Annotated in this window: 17 protein-coding genes; 8 read left to right on the forward strand and 9 right to left on the reverse strand. The window is 73.2% G+C overall.

Going from position 1 to position 19971, the window contains the following annotated elements; translation table 11 throughout:
* Positions 1–830, forward strand: an 830-nt coding sequence (locus JNK12_11040; GenBank protein ID MBL8776463.1) for a L,D-transpeptidase family protein, incomplete at its 5' end; no start/stop codon positions are given.
* Between the two features lie 15 nt (positions 831–845).
* Here the strand turns inward: JNK12_11040 and JNK12_11045 are convergent.
* Together JNK12_11045 and JNK12_11050 are read right to left on the reverse strand one after the other, a co-directional pair.
* Positions 846–2771, reverse strand: coding sequence for a M48 family metalloprotease (locus JNK12_11045; protein ID MBL8776464.1), 1926 nt, complete (start codon positions 2769–2771; stop codon positions 846–848).
* Positions 2768–4870: an RNA degradosome polyphosphate kinase gene (locus JNK12_11050; GenBank protein ID MBL8776465.1), complete on the reverse strand. Its 2103-nt coding sequence runs from the start codon at positions 4868–4870 to the stop codon at positions 2768–2770. Before JNK12_11050 ends, JNK12_11045 begins: the two co-directional genes overlap by 4 nt.
* 93 nt (positions 4871–4963) lie before the next feature.
* On the opposite strand from JNK12_11050, the gene JNK12_11055 reads away from it, so the two are divergent.
* Positions 4964–5755, forward strand: coding sequence for a class I SAM-dependent methyltransferase (locus JNK12_11055; protein MBL8776466.1), 792 nt, complete (start codon positions 4964–4966; stop codon positions 5753–5755).
* Between the two features lie 19 nt (positions 5756–5774).
* On the opposite strand, the gene JNK12_11060 is transcribed toward JNK12_11055, so the two are convergent.
* On the reverse strand, positions 5775–6023 hold the full coding sequence (locus JNK12_11060; GenBank protein ID MBL8776467.1) for a WhiB family transcriptional regulator: 249 nt from the start codon (positions 6021–6023) through the stop codon (positions 5775–5777).
* A 117-nt stretch (positions 6024–6140) separates the two neighbouring features.
* Here JNK12_11060 and JNK12_11065 point away from each other — a divergent pair, with 117 nt between their 5' ends.
* Both JNK12_11065 and JNK12_11070 read left to right on the forward strand, forming a co-directional pair.
* The gene (locus JNK12_11065; protein MBL8776468.1) at positions 6141–6413 is read left to right on the forward strand and encodes a hypothetical protein; all 273 of its coding nucleotides are present in this window, start codon (positions 6141–6143) and stop codon (positions 6411–6413) included.
* Complete coding sequence (locus tag JNK12_11070; GenBank protein ID MBL8776469.1) at positions 6383–7183, forward strand: phytanoyl-CoA dioxygenase family protein; 801 nt, start codon at positions 6383–6385, stop codon at positions 7181–7183. The genes JNK12_11065 and JNK12_11070 overlap by 31 nt, the downstream gene beginning before the upstream one ends.
* Before the next feature lie 98 nt (positions 7184–7281).
* Here JNK12_11070 and JNK12_11075 read toward each other — a convergent pair whose 3' ends face one another.
* From JNK12_11075 to tatA, 3 genes are all read right to left on the reverse strand, one after another.
* Complete coding sequence (locus JNK12_11075; protein MBL8776470.1) at positions 7282–8118, reverse strand: zf-HC2 domain-containing protein; 837 nt, start codon at positions 8116–8118, stop codon at positions 7282–7284.
* Complete coding sequence (locus JNK12_11080; protein MBL8776471.1) at positions 8111–8632, reverse strand: sigma-70 family RNA polymerase sigma factor; 522 nt, start codon at positions 8630–8632, stop codon at positions 8111–8113. The genes JNK12_11075 and JNK12_11080 overlap by 8 nt, the downstream gene beginning before the upstream one ends.
* A gap of 73 nt (positions 8633–8705) precedes the next feature.
* Complete coding sequence (gene tatA / locus JNK12_11085; protein ID MBL8776472.1) at positions 8706–9014, reverse strand: twin-arginine translocase TatA/TatE family subunit; 309 nt, start codon at positions 9012–9014, stop codon at positions 8706–8708.
* Between tatA and JNK12_11090 the strand changes: the two genes are divergently transcribed.
* Positions 8922–9689: a hypothetical protein gene (locus JNK12_11090; protein MBL8776473.1), complete on the forward strand. Its 768-nt coding sequence runs from the start codon at positions 8922–8924 to the stop codon at positions 9687–9689. The genes tatA and JNK12_11090 overlap by 93 nt on opposite strands.
* A 14-nt stretch (positions 9690–9703) precedes the next feature.
* On the opposite strand, the gene JNK12_11095 is transcribed toward JNK12_11090, so the two are convergent.
* The gene (locus JNK12_11095; GenBank protein MBL8776474.1) at positions 9704–9979 is read right to left on the reverse strand and encodes a WhiB family transcriptional regulator; all 276 of its coding nucleotides are present in this window, start codon (positions 9977–9979) and stop codon (positions 9704–9706) included.
* 162 nt (positions 9980–10141) lie between these two features.
* Positions 10142–11572, reverse strand: a complete 1431-nt coding sequence (locus JNK12_11100; protein MBL8776475.1) for a type IV secretory system conjugative DNA transfer family protein — start codon at positions 11570–11572, stop codon at positions 10142–10144.
* Positions 11573–11628: 56 nt separating this feature from the next.
* Between JNK12_11100 and JNK12_11105 the strand changes: the two genes are divergently transcribed.
* From JNK12_11105 to JNK12_11115, 3 genes are all read left to right on the forward strand, one after another.
* Positions 11629–12354, forward strand: a complete 726-nt coding sequence (locus JNK12_11105) for a MerR family transcriptional regulator (protein ID MBL8776476.1) — start codon at positions 11629–11631, stop codon at positions 12352–12354.
* On the forward strand, positions 12351–14798 hold the full coding sequence (locus tag JNK12_11110) for a VWA domain-containing protein (GenBank protein ID MBL8776477.1): 2448 nt from the start codon (positions 12351–12353) through the stop codon (positions 14796–14798). Before JNK12_11105 ends, JNK12_11110 begins: the two co-directional genes overlap by 4 nt.
* Positions 14799–14929: 131 nt before the next feature.
* Positions 14930–16687 carry an AAA family ATPase gene (locus JNK12_11115; protein MBL8776478.1) on the forward strand — a complete coding sequence of 586 codons (1758 nt, stop codon included), beginning with the start codon at positions 14930–14932 and terminating at the stop codon, positions 16685–16687.
* A gap of 30 nt (positions 16688–16717) precedes the next feature.
* Here the strand turns inward: JNK12_11115 and JNK12_11120 are convergent, their stop codons facing one another.
* A complete protein-coding gene (locus tag JNK12_11120; GenBank protein MBL8776479.1) occupies positions 16718–19480 on the reverse strand; it encodes a tetratricopeptide repeat protein in 2763 nt (920 codons plus the stop codon).
* Between the last annotated feature and the right edge of the window lie 491 nt (positions 19481–19971).

Genomic DNA, 19971 nt, shown 5'->3' on the forward strand with positions numbered 1-19971 from the left:
CCTTGGACGGGCGCGCCCGACGGCTCGACGCCGGGCGCCGCCGGCCCCGGGCTCGCGCCGGCGCCGGCGCCCTCGCCGCGAGCGCGGGCCTGAGCCTCCTGCTGCTGGCCGGCTGCGGCTCGGCCCCCGCCGAGCGCGCCGCTCCCGATGCCACCCCCACCACGGCGGCCGCGCCGACGACCTCGGCCCCCGCCCCGTCGCCCTCCACGACCGTCGCCGCCGAGGCACCGGCGGTGCGCATCGCCCGGACCGACGAGGCCCTCGTCGTGCGGGCTGCGCCGGACGAGAACGCCGCCCTCGTCACCTCCCTGCCCGCCACCACGGTGTTCGGCTCCCCGCGCACCCTGCTCGTCGTCGACGACGCCGACGGGTGGGTCGAGGTGCAGGTGCCACAGCGACCGAACGGCGGTACCGGCTGGGTCGAGTCCGACCGGGTCGACCTCGTGGCCGGCTCGTACACCGTCGCCGTCGACCGCGCCGCACGGTCCCTGACCGTGACCGAGGTCGCCTCCGACGCGGTCGTGCTCGAGACCGCGGTGGCCATCGGCGCCCCCGACGCCCCCACCCCCACCGGGACGTTCTCCGTGGTCGACCGGCTCGAGACCCCGAACCCGGCCGGCGCCTACGGCCCCTTCGCCCTCGGCCTCAGCGGCTTCTCCGAGACGCTGTCCGAGTTCGGCGGCGGCAACGGCCAGATCGCCATCCACGGCACGGACGACCCCACCAGCATCGGCCGGGACGTCTCCCACGGCTGCATCCGCGTCCCCAACGACGTGGTGCTCCGCCTCGCCGAGCTCCTCCCCCTCGGCACCCCCGTCACCATCACGTGACGGGCGGCGTGCCGGTCAGCTGCCGGCGCCGGCTCCGGCCGTGACCTCGTCGGCGGCCGGCGCCTCGGGCTCGGTCGGGGCCACCACCGCGAGGTGGTTGGCCTCGGCCCAGGCCTTGGTGAAGGCCATGCGCTCCGCCGCCGGCGGGTGGGTGGCCTGGAGGCGGCGGAGCAGGTTCGGGTCGAGGTCGGCGAGGTTCTTCACGTGCAGGCGGCGCTGCATGTCGAGCATCGTCTGCGGCTGCTGGAGCAGCTCGAGGGCCTCGAGGTCGGCTTGGCGCTCGAAGGCCCGCGACACCCAGCCCGACACGAGCCCGGTGACCGCGAAGCCGGCCTGCACCCCGAACAGCAGGATGGGCAGCGCCGCCGGGTTGCCGATGGCGGGCACCGAGCCGGTGGTGGGGATGCCGGCCTGCTCGAACAGCCAGGTCCACTCGGACAGCAGCTTCAGGAAGCCGAACACGAAGAACGACAGCACCGCGGCCAGGGGGATCTGGCGGCGGAGGTGGTGCAGGCGCCAGTGGCCGATCTCGTGGGCCACCACCTGCTCGACGACCGCGGGTGGGTGCTCGAGGAGGGTGTCGAAGAGCACCACCCGGCGGGTGGCGCCCAAGCCGGCGACGTAGGCGTTGTCGCGGCGGGACCGCCGGCTCTCGTCGGCCACGTAGGCGCCGCTGATGTCGACGCCGGCCAGGCGGGCGACGCTGTCGATGCGACGGGACAGCTCGCCCTCCTCGAGCGGGGTGAACTTGTTGAAGATCGGGGCGATGACGATGGGGAAGAGGAACCCGATGCCGATGCTGAAGACCAGGACGAGGGCCCAGCCGTAGAGCCACCACAGGTCGGTGGTGCGGATCACCCAGAACAGCGGCACGAGCAGCACGGTGTTCATGACGAGCCCGAGCAGCAGGCTCTTGACCTGATCGCCCACGAACCCCCCGGTGGTCTGGGTGGAGAGTCCCCACTCCTTGTCGTGCTTCAGGTCCACCCAGGCGTCGAGGGCGGGGTTGTAGAGCAGGGAGACCAGTTCCAGCGCGGCGACCATGACGAACAGCTGCGCCACCCAATTGGTGACATCGAGGGCGTCGAGGAGACGGGGACCGACCTCGCCGAACACGAACACGAACAGCACGACCGCCGAGAGGGCCCCCCGGACGAGACGGAGACGGGCCAGCGGCCGCTGGTACGAGCGCGCCCGCTCGAGCTCGTCGGCCGAGAACCAGTCGGCGGGGTCGTTCGGGGCGGGTCGATAGGTGGTGAGGCGGGCCCCAGCGGTGGGCACGGCGAGAGCGGGCTCGGGCGTCACGTCGCCATCCTCGCCTGTCGGGACCGCGGTGGCGGCGACCCCCACGAGGCGATCGTCGTCGCGCGGAGCGCCGTCGGCGTCGTGTCCGTCCGTCGTGTCCACGGCGTCGGCGCTGTCGCCGGGCTCGACGACGGCGGCGGGCTCGTCGCCGACGACCGGCTTGGAGACGGACGCGCGGCGCGCCGCGAAGGCCTCGACGATCTCGACGTCGTAGGAGTACGTGAGCAGGGCCTGCGCATCGCCCGGGGCCAACCAGCGCACCTCGTCCACCTCCCGGTTGGGCACGAAGGCACCGACCGGGTCCGTCACCTCGAAGTAGTGGACGACCTTGGCGCGGCCCTTGCCGTCCACGTAGCGGGTGGTGCCGATCTCGTCGCCGAGGAGGCCCGTGATCCCGGTCTCCTCCTCGATCTCTCGACGGGCGCAGTCCTCGTCGGACTCACCGGGCTCGTGCTTGCCCTTGGGGAGCGACCAGTCGTCGTACTTCGGCCGGTGCACCAGCAGCACCTCGACGTCGGCGCCCTCGACGTCGGCGCCCTCGACGTCGGCGCCGCCACCCCCCAGGGGGCGCCAGACCACACCGCCGGCGGCCGTGACCTGCGGCGCGCCGTCGTCGCCGCCGCCCTTCGCGCTCATGTGGGCAGCTCGCGGCGACCGACCCGGTTGGCAGCGAGCTCCTGCAGGCGATCCTGCACGTTGCGCACCCCGCCCGGGGTCGGGCGCTGCCAGCGGCCGTCGGGACCCAGCGACCACGCGAGGCGGTCGTCGGTGAGGCAGAGGTGGAGCACCTCCTCCAGCCGGGCTTGGAGGGTGGGGTCGAGCACGGGGACGAGCGCCTCGACCCGACGGTCGAGGTTGCGAGGCATGAGGTCGGCCGAGCCGATGTAGTGCCGGGGCCGCGACGGGCCGGCCCCGTTGGCGAAGCGGTAGATCCGCGAGTGCTCGAGGTAGCGGCCCACGATCGACCGCACACGGATGTTCTCGGACTGCCCGGGCACCCCGGGCACGAGACAGCAGATGCCGCGCACGATGAGGTCGATCTGCACGCCGGCCTGCGACGCCTCGTAGAGGAGATCGATCATCTCGGCGTCCGCGAGGCTGTTCAGCTTCAACACGATGCGCCCGCCACCGGGGGCGGCCATTTCGTTGCGGATGAGGTCGGCGATGCCCGAGCGCAGGGCCGTGGGGGCCACGAGGAGCCGGTGGTACTGCACGTTGCGCCCATAGCCGGTGAGGAAGTTGAAGAGCTGGGTGAGGTCGGACCCGAGCTGCGGATCGGCGCTGAGCAGGCCGAGGTCCTCGTAGAGGCGGGCGGTCTTCGAGTTGTAGTTGCCGGTGCCGACGTGGCAGTAGCGGTGCATCCCGTCGGCCTCCTCGCGCACCACGAGGGCAGTCTTGGTGTGGATCTTGAGCCCGACGAGGCCGTAGACCACGTGCACGCCCGCCTCTTCCAGGCGGCGGGCCCACACGATGTTGGCCTGCTCGTCGAAGCGGGCCTTCAGCTCCACCAGCGCCGCCACCTGCTTGCCCCGCTCGGCGGCACGGATGAGCGACCCCACGATGGGGCTGTCGCCCGACGTGCGGTAGAGCGTGATCTTGATGGCCTGGACCTTCGGGTCGATCGAGGCCTGGCGGATGAACTCCTCGACCGACGACGTGAACGACGAGTAGGGGTGGTGCACGAGCACGTCACCCCGCTTGAGCTCGTCGAAGAGGTCGAGGGGCTCGTCGTCGGTGCTGGAGAGGCGAGGCTCGGTGACCGCCACCCAGGGCGCGTCCTTCAGATCGGGGCGATCGAGGGCGTGCACCGCCCACAGGCCGCTCAGATCGAGCGGGCCGACGCACTCGTAGACGTCCTCCTCGTCGAGGTCGAGCTCGCTGACGAGCAGCGAGCGCGTCTCGGCCGACATGGCGGCGTCGATCTCGAGGCGCACCGCCCCGCCGAAACGGCGGCGGCGCAGCTCCATCTCGACCGCGGCGAGCAGGTCCTCGGCCTCCTCCTCCTCGAGGGTGAGGTCGGCGTTGCGGGTGACCCGGAAGGGCTCGTGGCTGTCCACCACCATCCCCGGGAAGAGCAGCTCGAGGTGCTCGGCGATCACCTGCTCGAGCGGGACGAAGCGCTCCCCGTCGGGCATCACCACGAAGCGCGGCAGCAGGGACGGCACCTTCACCCGGGCGAAGCGCGTCTCGCCCGTGAGGGGGTTGCGGACCATCACCGCGAGGTTCAGCGACAGGTCGGAGATGTAGGGGAACGGGTGCCCCGGGTCCACGGCGAGCGGCGTGAGCACCGGGAAGATGTGGTCCTCGAAGACCTCGACGAGGTACTTGCGGTCGTCCTCGTCGAGTTCGTCCCAGCTGGACAACGTGATGCCCTCGGCCGAGAGGGCGGGCGCCACCACCTCGAGGAAGATCTGCTGGCAACGTCGGGTCAGGCCGTCGACGATGTCGCGGATCTCGAGAAGCTGTTGGGCCGGTGTGCGCCCGTCGGGGGTGGTGGCGCTGAGGCCGGCCGCGACCTGGTCCTTCAGGCCCGCCACCCGCACCTGGAAGAACTCGTCCAGGTTCTGGGAGAAGATCGCGAGGAACTTCGCCCGTTCGAGGAGAGGCACGCGCTCGTCCTCGGCCTGGGCCAGGACGCGGGCGTTGAAGTCGAGCCACGACAGCTCGCGGTTGAGGAACCGCTCTGCGCCCGCGCCGTCGCCCCCGGCGCGTTCGTCGGGGAGGTCGAGGGCCACCGGCACAGAGTACCGAGGCCCCGCGCCGCTCCGTGTGCCCTACGTCACGGATCGAGGTCGGACCGGTGACGGGCGAGTGAATAGGGTCGGACGATGCCCGAGACGGCTCCGTCCCTGCCCCCCGGGCCCCCATCGGCCCGTCGCTCCCTGAAGCCCCGGGGGCGCCTGCTGGCCCAGCCGGGCCCTGGCGACTGGGTCGCGGTGGGCGACCACTGGGTCGATCGCCTCCGCCGGTGGGCCGCCCTCGCCGCCGACGAGCAGGTGCTCGAGGTGGGGTGCGGCCCCGGCCGCAGCGCCCTCGCCCTCAGCGACTTCCTCGCCGATGGCGGCTCGTACGACGGCATCGACGTCGACAAACGGGTGATCCGGTGGTGCCGCCGCCACGTCGAGCCGAAGTGGCCGGCCGGACACTTCACCCACGTGGACGTGTGGAACGGCGTCTACAACAAGCGGGGCCGCATCCGGCCCGACCGCTTCGAGTTCCCGTTCGCCGACGAGACCTTCGACGTCGTCTTCGCCACCTCGGTGTTCACCCACATGCTCGATGACGACGTCCGTCGCTACATCAGGGAGGTCCAGCGGGTGCTGCGCCCCGGCGGCCGATCCCTCTGCACGTTCTTCGTCATCGGTGACTCGGCGCGTGCCGCGCCCGCCGGGGACTGGGACATCGCCTTCACGCCCGCCGCCGCGCCGCCCGGCTGCTGGCTGTTGAACCACGACGCGCCCGAGAAGGCCGTGGCCTACGACGAGGACGTGATCCGCGGGTGGTACGCCGAGGCCGGTCTCGTGCTCGACGAGCCCATCCGGTGGGGTGAGTGGATCCGCCCCGGTGGGGGCGAGAGCTACGACTACCAGGACACCGTCATCGCCCGCCGTCCGGCCTGAGCGACCCGAGGAGCCGGGCTCAGCGACGCAGCGAGACCTCGGTGGACGTGCCCGCCACCTCTTGGCGACGGCGCTTGAGGATGCGGCGGCGCTCGCGCTCGGAGCAGCCGCCCCAGACGCCGTGGTCGATGCGCTCGGCGAGCGCGTACTCGAGGCACGGCTCCTTCACCGGGCAATCGGCACAGATCTTGCGGGCCACTTCCACGCCCACGCCGTCACTGGGGAAGAACAGCGAGGGGGGCTTGTCGTTGCAGTAGCCGATCGCCATCCAGGTGGTGTCCATCGATCCTCCGTGTGTTCACCAGTAGTACGACGCCCGGCCACGAAAGGTTCCCACGCCGAGGGGGAACCTTCGCCAGTCCGGCCCCCCGGTAGGGTGAAGCCCATGTCCATGGCAGATTCGAACGTCGAGCCGCAGCCGCCCCGGGGCCACGTGCGCATCGTGTACCTCGGCCCGGTGGCTCCGCACTGGGAGGTCGTGTCCGACTTCGGCGACCGCGCCGTGATCGACGACTTCCGCACCCGGGTCATGGCGCGCCTGATGCTGCTGCCGCCCCACGATCCCCAGTTCCGCCGCAACCGCGAGCGGGTCGCCCGTGACGCCGAGCGCGAGGCGCTGAGCCTCGAGTGGGATCTCGGCTACCCCGAGGACGAGTAGCGCTGCACCCCTCCCCCAGCGAGGCCGATCGGCGCACGTTCGCCGAGCAGGGCTCGCTGGTCGTCGACAGCGGCCTCTCGGAGGCCCTGATCGACCGCGCCCGCGCCGACGCCGAGGCACTCATCGCGAGCCGGCCCTTCGACCCCGAGTCCCCCAACCGGGTCCAGGACGCCTGGCGGCCCAGTCGAGCGGTGCACCGAGTCGCCATCGCCCCGCACGTCCTCGCGCTGCTGGAAGGCCTCTACGGCCGCACACCGCAGCCGTTCCAGACCCTGAACTTCGCGGTCGGGACCGAGCAGCGGGCCCACGCCGACACCGTCCACTTCAACTCGAAGCCGTCGGGGTTCATGTGCGGGGTGTGGGTCGCGCTCGAGGACATCCACGTCGAGAGCGGGCCGGTCTTCTCCCTGCCCGGCACCCACCGATGGCCCGAGCTCACCCCCGCGGACTGGGGCGCCCCGCCGGGCACCGAGCACTACGAGCGCTACGAGGCCCACGTGGCCGAGCGCGTGGCGGCCGAAGGCCTCGAGCCGGTCCCCGCCCTCCTCCGCAAGGGCCAAGCCCTGATCTGGGCCGGCAACCTGCTCCACGGCGGCCTTCCCCGGCAGGACCCGGACGCGAGCCGCCACAGCCAGGTCACCCACTACTTCTTCAGCGGCTGCGAGTACTGGACGCCGCTGCGCTCGACCGCCGGGCACACCGAGTGGCGCCAACCCCGCTGGGTGCCCACCCGGTCATCGCGACGACCGCTGCGGCTCGTCGGACGCTGACGGTCCGCCTGCGCCCTTCTGACTCACCCCTGCGCGCTCGGCGCGACCGGGGGTACCCGGAACGCGGCACGGGGTCGGGTCCCGAACCGGGTCGGGCCTCAGCTCCCGAGGCCGAAGGTCCAGACCACTTCGGCGCCGGCCCCACGCGCCCGCTCGAGCAGGGAGGGCGCCGGGCCGTCGGGGAGGTCGCCGCCCACCACCAGGAGCACCGCCATCGAGGCGTCGCCCACCACCGTGTAGACCACGCCGGCGCGCTCGACGACCACCGCGTGCATGCCGTCACCGGCCTCCATCGCCCAGGCGTGGGCGTCCATCGGCTCCATGTGGTCGTCGAGGGCGTCATCGTCGAGGTCGCCGTCCTGTTCGAACACCGTGACGGTGTCGGTGTCGGACCGGTACGCGGCGGCGACGGTGTCGTCGCCGTCCCGTTGGTAGACCGCCTCGCGCTGGAAGCCGCCTTCGAGCTGGGCGGGAGCGTCGAGCCCACCCATCTCCTCGGGGGCCATCGCCGCGAAGCCCGTCGACGGCACGAAGCCCGCCTCGTGGATCTCGACCATGTCGTCCACCGCGGGAGTGACCTCGGTGCCGCTGAGGTTCGATGCCAGTCCCACCACCAGCGCCACGACTGCCGCGGCGCTGGCCACGGACAGGGCGATGCGGACCCGGCGGCGGTCGGTCGAGCCCGACCCGAACGACGGGCGCAGCATCCGCTCGTAGAAGCCGAAGCGCGGGTCGACCGCGGGGAGGCCGCGCACGAGATCCGCGGTGGCCTGGGTGGCGGCGAGCTCGTCGGTGCACTCGGCACAGCCGTCGAGATGGCGGCGGGCCTCGGCCTCCTCGGCCGGGCTCAGCTCGCCATCGACCAGGGCACTCAGCGCGTCGCCGAGGTGGGGCCCGTCGGGGCCGTCGAGGTGCTCCGGCCGGGCGTCAGGCATCGACGAGCACCTCCCGGAGACGGCTGCGGCCGCGGTGGATGCGACTGCGGACGGTGCCGACCGGCAGGTCCAGCGACTCGGCGATCTCCTGGTAGCTGAAGCCCACGACGTCGCACAGCACGACGGCGGCCCGGTAGTCCTCGGGCAGGGCGAGCAGGGCGGCCTGGACGTCGTCGGGCAGTTGCGCCTTGGCCAGGGCCTCGTCGGCGGAGGCCGAGGTGGGCAGGACCCGCTCGGGGTCGTCGGGGAGGGCGTCGAGCGGACGGCGCTTCTGGGCCCGGACGCGATCGAGGAAGGCGTTGGTGGTGATGCGGCTGAGCCAGCCCTCGAGGGAGCCCGGCCGATAGGTCGCCAGACCTCTGTTCACTCGTAGCAGTACGTCCTGCACCAGATCCTGCGCATCGTCGTGGTTACCGGTCAGCCGGTAGGCCACCGTGTAGAGGAAGCGCCCGTGGTCACGGGCGACCTCCTCCCAGGTGGGGATGCGATCCTCGGGAGCATCGCTCCGGCTCATCGAGAAGAACGACCGTCCCGACTCGTTGGTTCCCGCTCAGGCCCGCCGGACCACCGGGAACGGCCGCCGGGGCTCAGGCCGAGGGGGGCGTGTCCTTCGAGGACGCGTCGTTGGCCTCGTCGGTGCCGGCCTTGAACTCCTTCTGCGCCTGGCCGAGCGAGCGGGCCAGCTTGGGCAGCTTCGACCCACCGAACACCAGAAGGATGATCAGCAGGATGATCAGCAGTTCGGGGGCGCCGAGGTTCACGGTGACTACCCTACCCCGACCGTGCTGGAGTGCGTGATGAACGTGAGCGAGGGGCGCGATCTCTCGGTGCTCGCCCGTTTGGGCGATGCAGCCGGGGACGCCCTGCTCGACGTGCACACGGACCCCGATCACCATCGCAGCGTCTTCACCCTCGTGGGCGAGCACGCCCCCCGGGTGGTGACCGAGCGGGCCGTCGAGCTCATCGACCTCCGGGACCACGCCGGTGTGCATCCGCGCTTCGGGGCGGTCGACGTCGTGCCCTTCGTGCCGTTGCGCGATGCCACGATGGCCGACGCTATGCAGGCGAGGGACGACTACGCCCGGTGGGCGGCGGCCACCCTCGACCTGCCCTGCTTCCTGTACGGGCCATCCCGCTCGCTGCCCGAGGTGCGCCGGGGTGCGTTCCGGGCCTTCGGACCGGACCTCGGGCCGCCGGTGGCCCACCGTTCCGCCGGCGCCGTGGCCGTCGGGGCGCGCCCGCTGCTCGTCGCCTACAACCTGTGGCTGGCCGAACCCGACCTCGACCGGGCCAAGGCGGTCGCCGCGTCCGTGCGCTCGGCGACGATCCGCACCCTCGGGCTCGCCGTGGGCGACCACGTGATGGTGTCGTGCAACCTCGTCGACCCCCTCCACGTCGGCCCGGCGGACGCCTGGGACGCGGTGGCCGCCCACGCGGCGGTGGCACGCGCCGAGCTCGTCGGGCTGGTGCCGGAGGCGGTGCTGCGATCCACCCCCGAGGATCGCTGGGAACAGCTGGATCTGGCGGCCGACCGCAGCATCGAGGCGCGGCTGGCGGCAGCGGGCCACTGAGGCCCGCGAGACGATCAGGCCGGGCGGACCTCGGCCCGGGCGAGGGCCCGCTGGCGACGGAGACGGCGACGCTCGCGCTCGCTCATGCCGCCCCAGATGCCGAACTTCTCGCCGTTGGCCAGGGCGAACTCGAGGCAGTCCTCGCGCACGACGCAGCCCCGGCAGACCTCTTTGGCCTCACGGGTGGAGGCGCCCCGCTCCGGGAAGAACAGGTCGGGATCGACACCGAGGCAGTTGGCGTAGTCCTGCCAGCCCTGGTCTTCGAGTTCGTTCGCTGCTGCGCTTCGCATGGGGAGCCCCCTCGGATGGGTACATACCACAGTTGTAATTACAACGGTGTGATCTTCATCATGGCCCGCATCCCCCGCCGTTGCAAGGGCGAATCGGCGATTGCCCCACGCAGCGCGCGCGTCGCGCCACACGACGAGCACGGCCGAGACGCGGCCACCGCGTCAGCGCTGCCACCGGTCGCCGCCGGTGGCGTGGAAGGGGTTGGGGTCGAAACACCCGGCGGTGACGAACGTGGGGTCCAGATGGGTGGCCCGGCGACACCGCGACACGCCTGCACCGGTCCGCACCACCATCTCGTCGCGGGCGAGGCCCAGCAGGACGTCGGGGTCGATCCCGAGCAGGCTCCCCGCCGCCTCGGCCTGGTCGAGATCGCTCACCCCGAAGGCCAGGCGCAGGCCCGCGTTCTCGCGGATCACCCGGGCCTCGGCCTCATAGGCCACCTCGAGCTGCGCGAGCGACTGGACAACGGCTACGGCCCGCACCCCGAAGCTCCGGAGATAGGCGAACAGCGACGGCACCATGCCCATGCGGCCCAGTGCCGGCAGCTCGTCGATCAGGAAGAGCACCTCGGAGCGGGCGTCGGCGCGGCGGTGCGCCCGCTCGGGTGAGGTGAACGCCCGCAGCAGCGCCGTCAGCCAGAGGCGCACGAGCGGAGCGTGGCTCACCATGTTCTGCGGAGGGAGCACCAGATAGAGGGTGACGGGACGCTCGCCGCTCACCATGCCGGCGGCGTCGAACGACGTCCCCGAGAGCACCTGCTTCACCTGCGGGGTGTGGAAGGCACGGAGCCCCGCCCTCGCCGTGCTCAGCACCGAGGGTCGGGTCTCGCGCTCCGGATGGGTGAGGTAGGCGGCCAGGCTCTCCCGGGCCGTCGGGTTCGACACCGCCCCGGCGTCGAGGAGCTGGGCGATGGTCAGGTCGAAGTCGCCGGTGAAGTGCAGCTCCGCGACCCGGGCCCATGACCGCTCCTCGGGGGGAAGGTCCAGGTAGACGTGCAGGATCAGCGCGGCGGTGAGGTCGGTCGCCGAAGCTGCCCAGAACGGGTCGCGGGCCAGCGGTGCGGCGTGGATCTCCGCGGCCAGGGCCATCGCCTCGTCCTCGATGCCCACGGTGGAGGCCAACCACCGCCCCGGGTCGAACCGGCCCCGGAAGAGGCGCACGTCGAACCCCTTGGTCACCCCGAACGGATCGAGGACCACCACGTCGTTGCCGAGCTCGAGTCGGCGCCGGGCGGTCATGGCCGCCAGCTCCCCCTTGGGATCCACCACCACCGCCGAGCCCGGGTGCTCGGCGAGCTGGCAGGCCAGCCACGTGGTCTTGCCCGCTCCCGTGGGAGCCACCACCAGCGCATGCGCCTCGCTCCGGTCGGACCAGCACTCGCCGAGCGGCTCCTGCCCGCGGAGCGTCGCCCCGAACCCGACGGGGCGACCGGCGTCGAGGGACCCCCGGCGATCACCGAGCAGCAGTCCGGTGCGCTCGGCCGGCGGACGGTGGCGCTCCGTCGTCGTCGGACGATCGACGGGAGCGGGAGGAGCAGAGGGATCGGGCGGGTCGAAGGGCGACCAGTCGATGGTGGTGATGGCGTCGGGCAAAGGCGGGCCTCCTGGGATCGGTTGTCACTGTTTGTATCAGTGATAGTATCAGTGACATGACTGATCCGCTTTTCGGCATCGAGGAACTGGTCGCCCGGGCCGACGCCCGGGTGGCCGCCTCCGGCATCGAGGCCCCCAACGGCCAGGTGGCCGAGGCCCTCACCGTCCGCAACGTCCGCTACTACGCCACCCTCGGCCTGCTGGCCCCCCCGGCGGCACGGCGGGGACGCAACGCCCTCTACGACGACACCCACGTCGACCAGCTCGTCGCCGTCAAGCGACTCCAGGGCGACGGCCTCCAGCTTGCAGAGATCCAGCGGGCCCTCGTGGGACTGGCACCAGAGGAGGTCGCCCGGGTCGCCGCCGGAGGGTCCGGCTCGACCGAGCGCTTCTGGGCGGCTCGCGCCACGACGTCCCACGCCCCCACGGACGAATCCGTCGCGGCGGAGGAGGCGGCACCCCTGGCGGCGGCCCGAGCCGTCGCACCGCCGGCCGGCTTCCTGGCGCCGTCCTCCACGCCGGCCCTCGCCCCGGACACCACCCGAGGCACTGCCTCGGTCACGCCGGCGCCGTACCCCACGGCAACCGTCTTCCCCCTCGGCGAGGGTGTCGCACTCCAGGTGCCCACCGGCCTCGCCCTGTCCTCGGCGGCGGCCACCCGCGTCCTCGACGCCGCCCGCGCCGTGCTGCTGCCCACCGCCGCCCCCGACAACCCTGACGCCCCCCTCCACCCCCTGATCGCGCCGAAGACCGGCCCGCACAACCAGGAGTCCCGCCGATGACCCACCTCCGACTCGCCCCCACGCTCGCCCCCGAGCCCGATGCCGACGCCGGCCTCGGCGCCCTCACCACCGAGGTGCCCGGCCTCGACAACCTCGCCCTCGAGGCCCTCGACGTCACGGTCGCGGCCCACGGCCTGCTCGCGGACACCACCGTGGTCCAGCGCTTCCGCAACCACCACGACCGCGCCATCGAGGTCACCTACGTCTTCCCGCTCCCCGCTCGCGCCGCGGTGGTCTCGTTCACCGCCCGGCTCGGCGACCGGGTCGTCACCGGCGTGCTGAAGGAGCGGGGCGAGGCACGCGCCGACTACGACCGGGCGCTCGCCCAGGGCCGCCGCGCCGCCATCGTCGAGGAGGAGCGGCCCGAGGTGTTCACCTGCCGGGTCGGCAACATCGGTGCGGGCGAGACCGCAGAGGTGACCCTCGCACTGGTGGCCCCTCTGCCGCACGAGGACGGCGGCGTGACCGTCCGGGTACCCCTCGTGGTGGCACCGCGGTACGTGCCGGGGACCCCCCTCGACGGGGAGTCCGTTGGCGCCGGCTGGGGCCCGGACACCGATGCCGCCCCGGACGGCTCGCGCGTGACGCCACCGGTGCTGCTGCCGGGCTTCCCCGAGCCGATCGCCCTCTCGTTGGCGGTCACGGTCGATCCGGCGGGGCTGCCCCTCGGCGAGCTCGCCTCGTCGTTGCACGCGGTCACCCGCACCACGGGCGACGACGGCGCCGTGCGCGTCGAGGTCGACCCCGGCGAGCGCGTCGACCGCGACTTCGTGCTGCGCTACGACCTCGCCGTCACCGAGGTCGAGGCCGCCGCGACCGTGAGCCCCGATCCGGCCGACGTTGACGCCGAGGCCGACGCCGACGCCGACGCCGCCACGGTCTCGATCACCGTGGTGGGCCCGCCGCCCACGGGGGACGTGACCCCGCGTGACGTCGTGGTGCTGCTCGACCGGTCGGGCTCGATGGGAGGCTGGAAGATCGTCGCCGCCCGGCGGGCCGCCGGCCGCCTCGTCGACGCCCTCGGCCCCGGCGACCGCTTCGCTCTGCTGGCCTTCGACCACGAGTGCGAGGCGTTCGGCGACGGCACACTCACCGACGCAACGGATCGCAACCGGTGGCGAGCCGGCGAGTGGGCCGCACGGCTCGACGCCCGGGGCGGCACCGAGCTGCTCGACCCGCTCCAGCGCGCCGTGGCCCTGCTCGACCGGACCGCCGACGAGCCCGCCGGCGCCGACCGCGAGCGCATCGTGCTCCTGGTCACCGACGGTCAGGTCGCCAACGAGGGCCAGCTCGTGGCCACGGTCGCCGACCGGCCCGTCCGTCTCTTCTCGGTGGGCATCGACCGGGCCGTCAACGCCGGCCTGCTCGAGCGCCTGGCCCGTACGACCGGGGGTCGCGCCGACCTGGTCGAGTCCGAGGACCGCCTCGACGAGGCCCTCGCCGGCCTCCGACGCCGCCTGGCCCCGCCCCTGCTCAGCGATCTCACCATCGACGGGCCGGGGATCGACCCCACCTCGCTGGCGTCGGTCACCGGGCTCGACCTGCACGAGGGCGTCCCCCTCGTCGCCCACGCTCGGCGAGCGTCGGGCGCCACCGGTGCCGTCACCGTGCGGGCCCGCCGCCGGGACGGCTCCGCCTGGACCCGGGTGCTCACCCTTACCCCTGGCCCGGCGTCGGCCCGGAGCCTCTGGGGCAAGGCCCGTCTGCGAGACCTCGAGGACCGCTACGAGGCGCACGGCGGCGACACCCGGCCGATCGTCGACTTGTCCCTCACCACCGGCGTGCTGTGTCGCTTCACCGCGTTCGTGGCCGAGTCCCCGGACGGCCCGGTCGACGCCGACGGCGCCCCGCTGACGATCGTGCAGCCCGTCTCGTTCCCGTCGGGCTGGTCCCCCGACGCGCTGGGGATCGCCCCGGCGATGGCGGCGCCGGCGTCGTTCGCGATGGCCCCGCCGCCACCCATGGCCGTCGGGCCCGCCGACGATGCCTACTACGGGCTCGGGCCGGACGACGGCGCCCAGGGGATCCTCGCTCCCCAGCAGTGGCACCAGCAGGAGCAGGCGGCGCCGTCGCGCCCAGGTCTGCGGATTCCCGGCAAGGGGGTCGTCCGTCCCGCCGGTGGGCGGGCTCGTCCTCCGCGAGCTGCGCGACCCGGTCCGTTCTGGTCGCAGCGCCCCGCCGGCACGCCCTCGACGCCGCCCGCCGACGGCTCCCTGGCCTCCCGGGTCCGCGACCTGCTGCGCGCGGTCGAGCACCCTGCGGCCGACCTCGCAACCCTCGCCGTCCGTGCCCGCGCCCTCGCCGCCGAGGCCCGTGGTGCCGCCGACGACTGCCTGGCGCGGGCGCTCGACGACCTCGCCGTGGTGCTGGACGCAGGCGACACGGGCGGTGTCGCCACGGCCTGCGAACGGGTCCGCCGGGGCCTCGTCCCCGCGGGCGCCTGATCCGAGGTCGACTCGGCGCGCCCACCCGCACCACGACCGGCGCGATGCGCCAGGTCGAGGTCGGGGGCGGCCCGGAGCGACCACGCCAAGTGCGAAGCTGGGGTCGACGAGGCCGGAAGCGGGAGATGAGCATGGCGTTGCACGACGACGAAGGGGGCGCCGCGGTCGCCGACGACACGCTCCCTGCCGGCTGGCCGGCCCACTGGCCCCCACCCGACGGCACCGCGGACGTCGTCGAGCCCCGCGCCGCTCTCGGGCTCGGCGAGCTGACCACGTCCGCGGCTTCGCTCCTCGCCCTCTCGACCCCGGCGACCCCCTGCCTCATCGGTCCACGCGGGTCGGGGCGGAGCACCGCGCTCGGCGCGCTGGCCGCGCTCATCGAGGAGGACGGCGCCGTCGACGTCCTCGCCGGCCGACCGGTCGTGCGCATCCGGGCCGAAGCCGTCCTGGGTCGGGCCCGAGGCAACACCTTGCGCCACATCCGCGGCTTCGCCGCGCTGCGGGGCATCCTCGCCCTCGACGACCTCGAGGTGCTGCTCGGCCTGTCCTCGCCCGCGGTCGACCTCGACCTGCGGGGCGTGGTCCGGTCCTTGATCGCCCAGCCCGACGTGCTCACCATCGCCACGCTCGACGAGTCCTACGCGGGCCGCCTCCAGACCGAGGAGCCCGAGCTCTTCTCGCAGCTCGAGCGCCTGTCGATGCCCGTCCCCACCCACCACCAGTTGCTCGAGATCGGCACCGAGCACTGCCGACGCCTCGCAGCGCACCATCGGATGGCCGAGATCACGCCGTCGACGATCGAGGCCTCTGCGGCACCGCCCGGCCCTGGCGACGACCTCGCCCACCCCGGCCTGCTGGTGGCCCGCCTGGACCGGGCGTGCATCCGCGCCCGGATCCGGCGCACCGACACCGTCGGCCCGCGCGACCTGCCCCGCCCCGACGCCACGCCGACCTGGCAGGTGGTCCAGGCCGACGAGCTCACCGCGCGACTGGGAGAGCACCTCGTCGGCCAGGACGACGCCATCGAGCGAGTGGTGCGGCGCATCAGCCTCACCACCGCCGGCCTCGATCTCTCCCCCCACCGACCCAACGGCGTGTTCCTGCTCGTGGGCCCGACCGGTGTCGGCAAGACCGAGCTGGCCAAGGCGCTCGCCGACGAGGTGTTCGGCGGCGACGACCTGCTCATCCGCCTCGACATGAGCGAGTACGCCGAGGACTGGGCCATCAGTCGGCTGTTCGGGCCCCACCCCGGCTACAAGGGGTCCGACGAGCCGGAGGGCTGGTTCACCTCCAAGGTGCTGGCCAAGCCGACGTCGGTGGTGCTCCTCGACGAGGTGGAGAAGGCCCACCCCACGGTGTGGAACGTGTTCCTCCAGGTGTTCGACGACGGCCGCCTCACCGACTCCCGGGGCCGGACCGCGTCCTTCGCCGACACCGTCGTGATCATGACCTCGAACCTCGGTGCCCGTGCCTTCTCCGCCAACCCCGTGGGCTTCGGTGGCGGCGGCAATGGCGGGAGCGGCGCCGGCCTCGCCGACGCCGAGGCCGAGGTGCGCGCCGCCGTCGAGCGCACCCTTCCCCCCGAGCTCGTCAACCGCATCGACGAGATCGTCCTGTTCCGCCCCCTGACGCCCGACGCCATCACGGAGATCGCCCGCCGCCGCCTCGCCCGGGTCACCGCCGACCTCGCCCCACAGGGCTGGGACCTCACGTTCGATCCCGCCGTCGTCGACCTCCTCGCCACCGAGGGCTACGACCCCACCTACGGCGCCCGCCACCTCGACCGCAACATCGAGCGCCACGTGCTGGAGGCGCTGGTGGGGCGCCCGGCGGGCGCTTGGCGGGCGTCGATCGGCGACGACGGTGCGGTGGTGTGGACCGAGGCCTGACGCCGCCGGTCCCCGGGCGACGGTCTGCGGTCAGCCGGACGGGTCGAGGGGGTGCCCGTCGAGCTGCACCCTGGTCAGGTCGAGCCCCGCACCCTTCCCGAGCTTGATCGCACCCTGGAAGGGCTTGTTGGCCTTGTCGCGCAGGAACTTCTGACCGATGTCCAGGAACTGCGTGTCGACGAGGGCGGCCTCGCCGGTCTTGCCCACCTCGAGCCCGAAGCCCTCGGCCTGCTCGATCCGGCAGTCCTCCATGTGCAGCGTGCAGCCCTTGCCGACGCCGACGGCGGCCCGCACCACGTCACCGCACGCCACGAGCTGGCACCCGACGATGCGACCCGTCACCCGACCGAGCACCACGGCGGTGCTCCCCATCCGGATGCCCTCGTGGCGCGAGCCCTCGATCGTCGTGCGGGCCACGTCGAGTCGCTCGCCCGACTTCGCGTCGACGGCCACGTCCGAGACGGACCGGAACCGGGTGTCCTCGACGGTCAACGTCCTGCCCTCGACCCCGGTCCCGACGTCGTGGACCTCGCTGTCGCGGACGTGGACCGCCGCCTTCGGGGCGCTGACGCCGACGACCGAGCCGGTGCCCGATCCGGAGAGATCGCAGCGGTCGACCAGCAAGTCGCCGCCGAGGACCTCGACGACGGGACCGTCCTTCTTGCCCTGACGGACGAGCACGAGGCCCTCCAGCGCGCAACCGGTGCCGTTGACCACGACACACGCGGCGTTCTCCGCGGTGACGACCACGCTTCCTGGGGCGGCCTCGGCGATGATACGCACGCCCGGGTGGTTCACCACGACCGTCCCCGGGTACTGCCCGGGCGCGACGACCACCGTCGTCTCCTCGACCGCCACCCGCAGCGCTGCGGCGATGCTCTCGTGGTCGCCGCCTCCGTCCGGCGCGACCCGCAGGACGGGTCCCTCTGCCGACGGGGGCGCGGCGGTGTCCACCGCCGGTGCCGGGGCGGGCGCCGGCACCCGATCACCGGAGGGAGGCTCGGCGGACGGCAACACGGTGGACGGCGGGTCGGCGGACGGCGGGTCGGGGGTGACCCCCGTGGGCGCGTCGACCGAGGGCAGGCCGTGCCGGTCGTCCGGGAGCTCGACGCCGGCCAGCTCGGCGCTGTCGAGGGCCCGCTCGGCCGAGAGGGTGTCGGCGTGGTCGGGGCCCAGCACCCGGCGGCGTCGCTCGACGACGTCGGCGAAAAGCGCCTTGGAGCCGACCAGGTCGTTGAGCTGGAAGAGGGTGACCGCCAGGTTGGCGGCCGAATCGAGGGTCTCGGGGTCGTCCGGGCCGAGCACCCGCGCCCGCCCACTGAGCGAGCGCTGCTCGACCTCACGGGCGCCGGCGAGGTCGCCGCTCTCACGGAGCCAGCATCCGAGGACGAACTGCGCTGCGAACCCGCCCGGCTCGTCCGGGGTCGCCGCCCAGTCCGCCACCACCGCCCGCTGGACGGCGAGGGCCTCGGCGACGTCCCCCCCGTCGAAGAGGGACAGCGCGAGCGCCTGCCGGGCGTCGAGGTGCCCGGGCGACCGGGCCCCCTCCTGGCTCCCGGCGACCTCGGCGAGCTCCCGCAGGAGGGGGACGGCCTCGTCGAACTGCGCGAGCGCGCGCTGGGAGATGACCAGGTTCCTCATGGCGGTCAAGGTGTCGGGATGGGTGTCACCGAGCGTGCGGCGGCGGGCCTCGAGCACCTGCACCTCGAGCGCCTTGGCCCCGGCGACGTCCCCTTGGCGGTAGAGGAGGTTGGCGAGCTCGACCTGGGTGGCGAGGGTCTCGGCGTGCTGGGGCCCGAGCACCCGCTGTCGATCCCCGAGCGTGCGGCGCAGCTCCCGCTCGGCTTCCTCGACCTCGCCCGTGGCGGCCAGCCAGAGCCCGATGTTCGATCGCGCCAAGAGGGTGTGCGGGTGATCCTCACGCAGGAGGCGGGTGCGCACCTCGAGGACGCCCCGCTCGATGCGGAGCGCCTCGCCGAACTCGTCGGACCGGGCGAGGTCGAGCGCGCGTTGCTCGGCCTCGTTGGCTGCGTCGAGCTCGCCACCAGCTCGACCGTCCTCCGCCTCGGCCCCGTCGGCTGGGTCGGGCGGCGGGGTGGGGCCACCAGTCGGTCCTTCGTCAGGGGAATCCGCGGGATCGACCGGACCCAAGGGCGGGTCATGGTCCAGAGCGTCCGGGCCCTCCGGATCGTCCACCGGCGCGGTGGCCGCGGACTCGCCGGCCGGCGCCGGCGGGGGCTCGTCGACCGCGGTGGGAGCGACCGCGCTGGTCGCCCCGCTGGCCGTGGCGACCACGTCAGGCGCGGCGCCTGCGGCCCCCTCTCCGAGCGGCTGCACGACCCGGGCCAGGAGATCCACGAGCACCTTGATCTCGTGGTAGTACGCGGCCGGCGTGAGGGTGAACGCCTGCTTCTTGGTCAGCCGCTGGAGTGATTCGGGAAGCTCGGCCGCGTCGGGCATGACCGCCCCGTCGATCGTCACCGGGATGACCGGCTTGCCCGAGGCGAGCGCGGTGGCCACCTCGTAGGCGTGCTTGTCGTTCTCGTCGTGGATGCGGGGGTTCCCCCGCTTGTCCTCGAGGGTGGCCCACCGGGGGCCCACGATGAGCACCACGATCGCCGCCTGCTCCACCGTCCGATCGATGGCCTCGTCCCAGTCCGACCCGGGATAGAGCGAATCGAGGTCGAAGAAGACCCGGTCCTTGCCGAAGACGGGCCACAGCTGGTCGTAGATCCGACCGCTCCAGCCGAGGCTGTCGTCCCGCCGATAGCTGATGAAGATCCCGTCGGTCATGCCGTCCGCCGTGCTGCGCTCGCGGGGCGCCGCTGGCCGGCAACCCGTTCCGTCCGCTGGCCCGACATACCCCTCCTCCGTCTCGAAGCGTGAACGTTAGGCCATCCGCTCCCCCGCCGTGCCTGGGACTTCGCAACGTGGTTCCAGCTGTCATTTCATCCAACAGCGGTGGTGTCCCGTGGCTGACACGACCGGTGACACGGCCGTGCTCGATGAGTTGGATCAGGTCGATGGACCGCTGTCGGAGTCGAGCGAACCAGCTCGATCGACGACGGCGGGGCGCCTCTCGAACTACGGTCGCCACCGTTCTGTTCGGTTGGCTGACGGGGAGCCGCCTTGCCGGGAGACACGCCTGAACTCGACGTTTTCATCCTCCACGCTCCCGATGAGGCGGCAGCCGATCGGGTCCGCCGGCTGCTCGAGGCAACCGGCCTGTCAGCCCGGACCGCCGGTCCCCCTTCGAGGGGCGAGCCCGATGCCGACCTGGGACG

It is taken from the genome of Acidimicrobiales bacterium (genome assembly GCA_016794585.1).
Classification (GTDB): domain Bacteria; phylum Actinomycetota; class Acidimicrobiia; order Acidimicrobiales; family DATDAH01; genus JAEUJM01.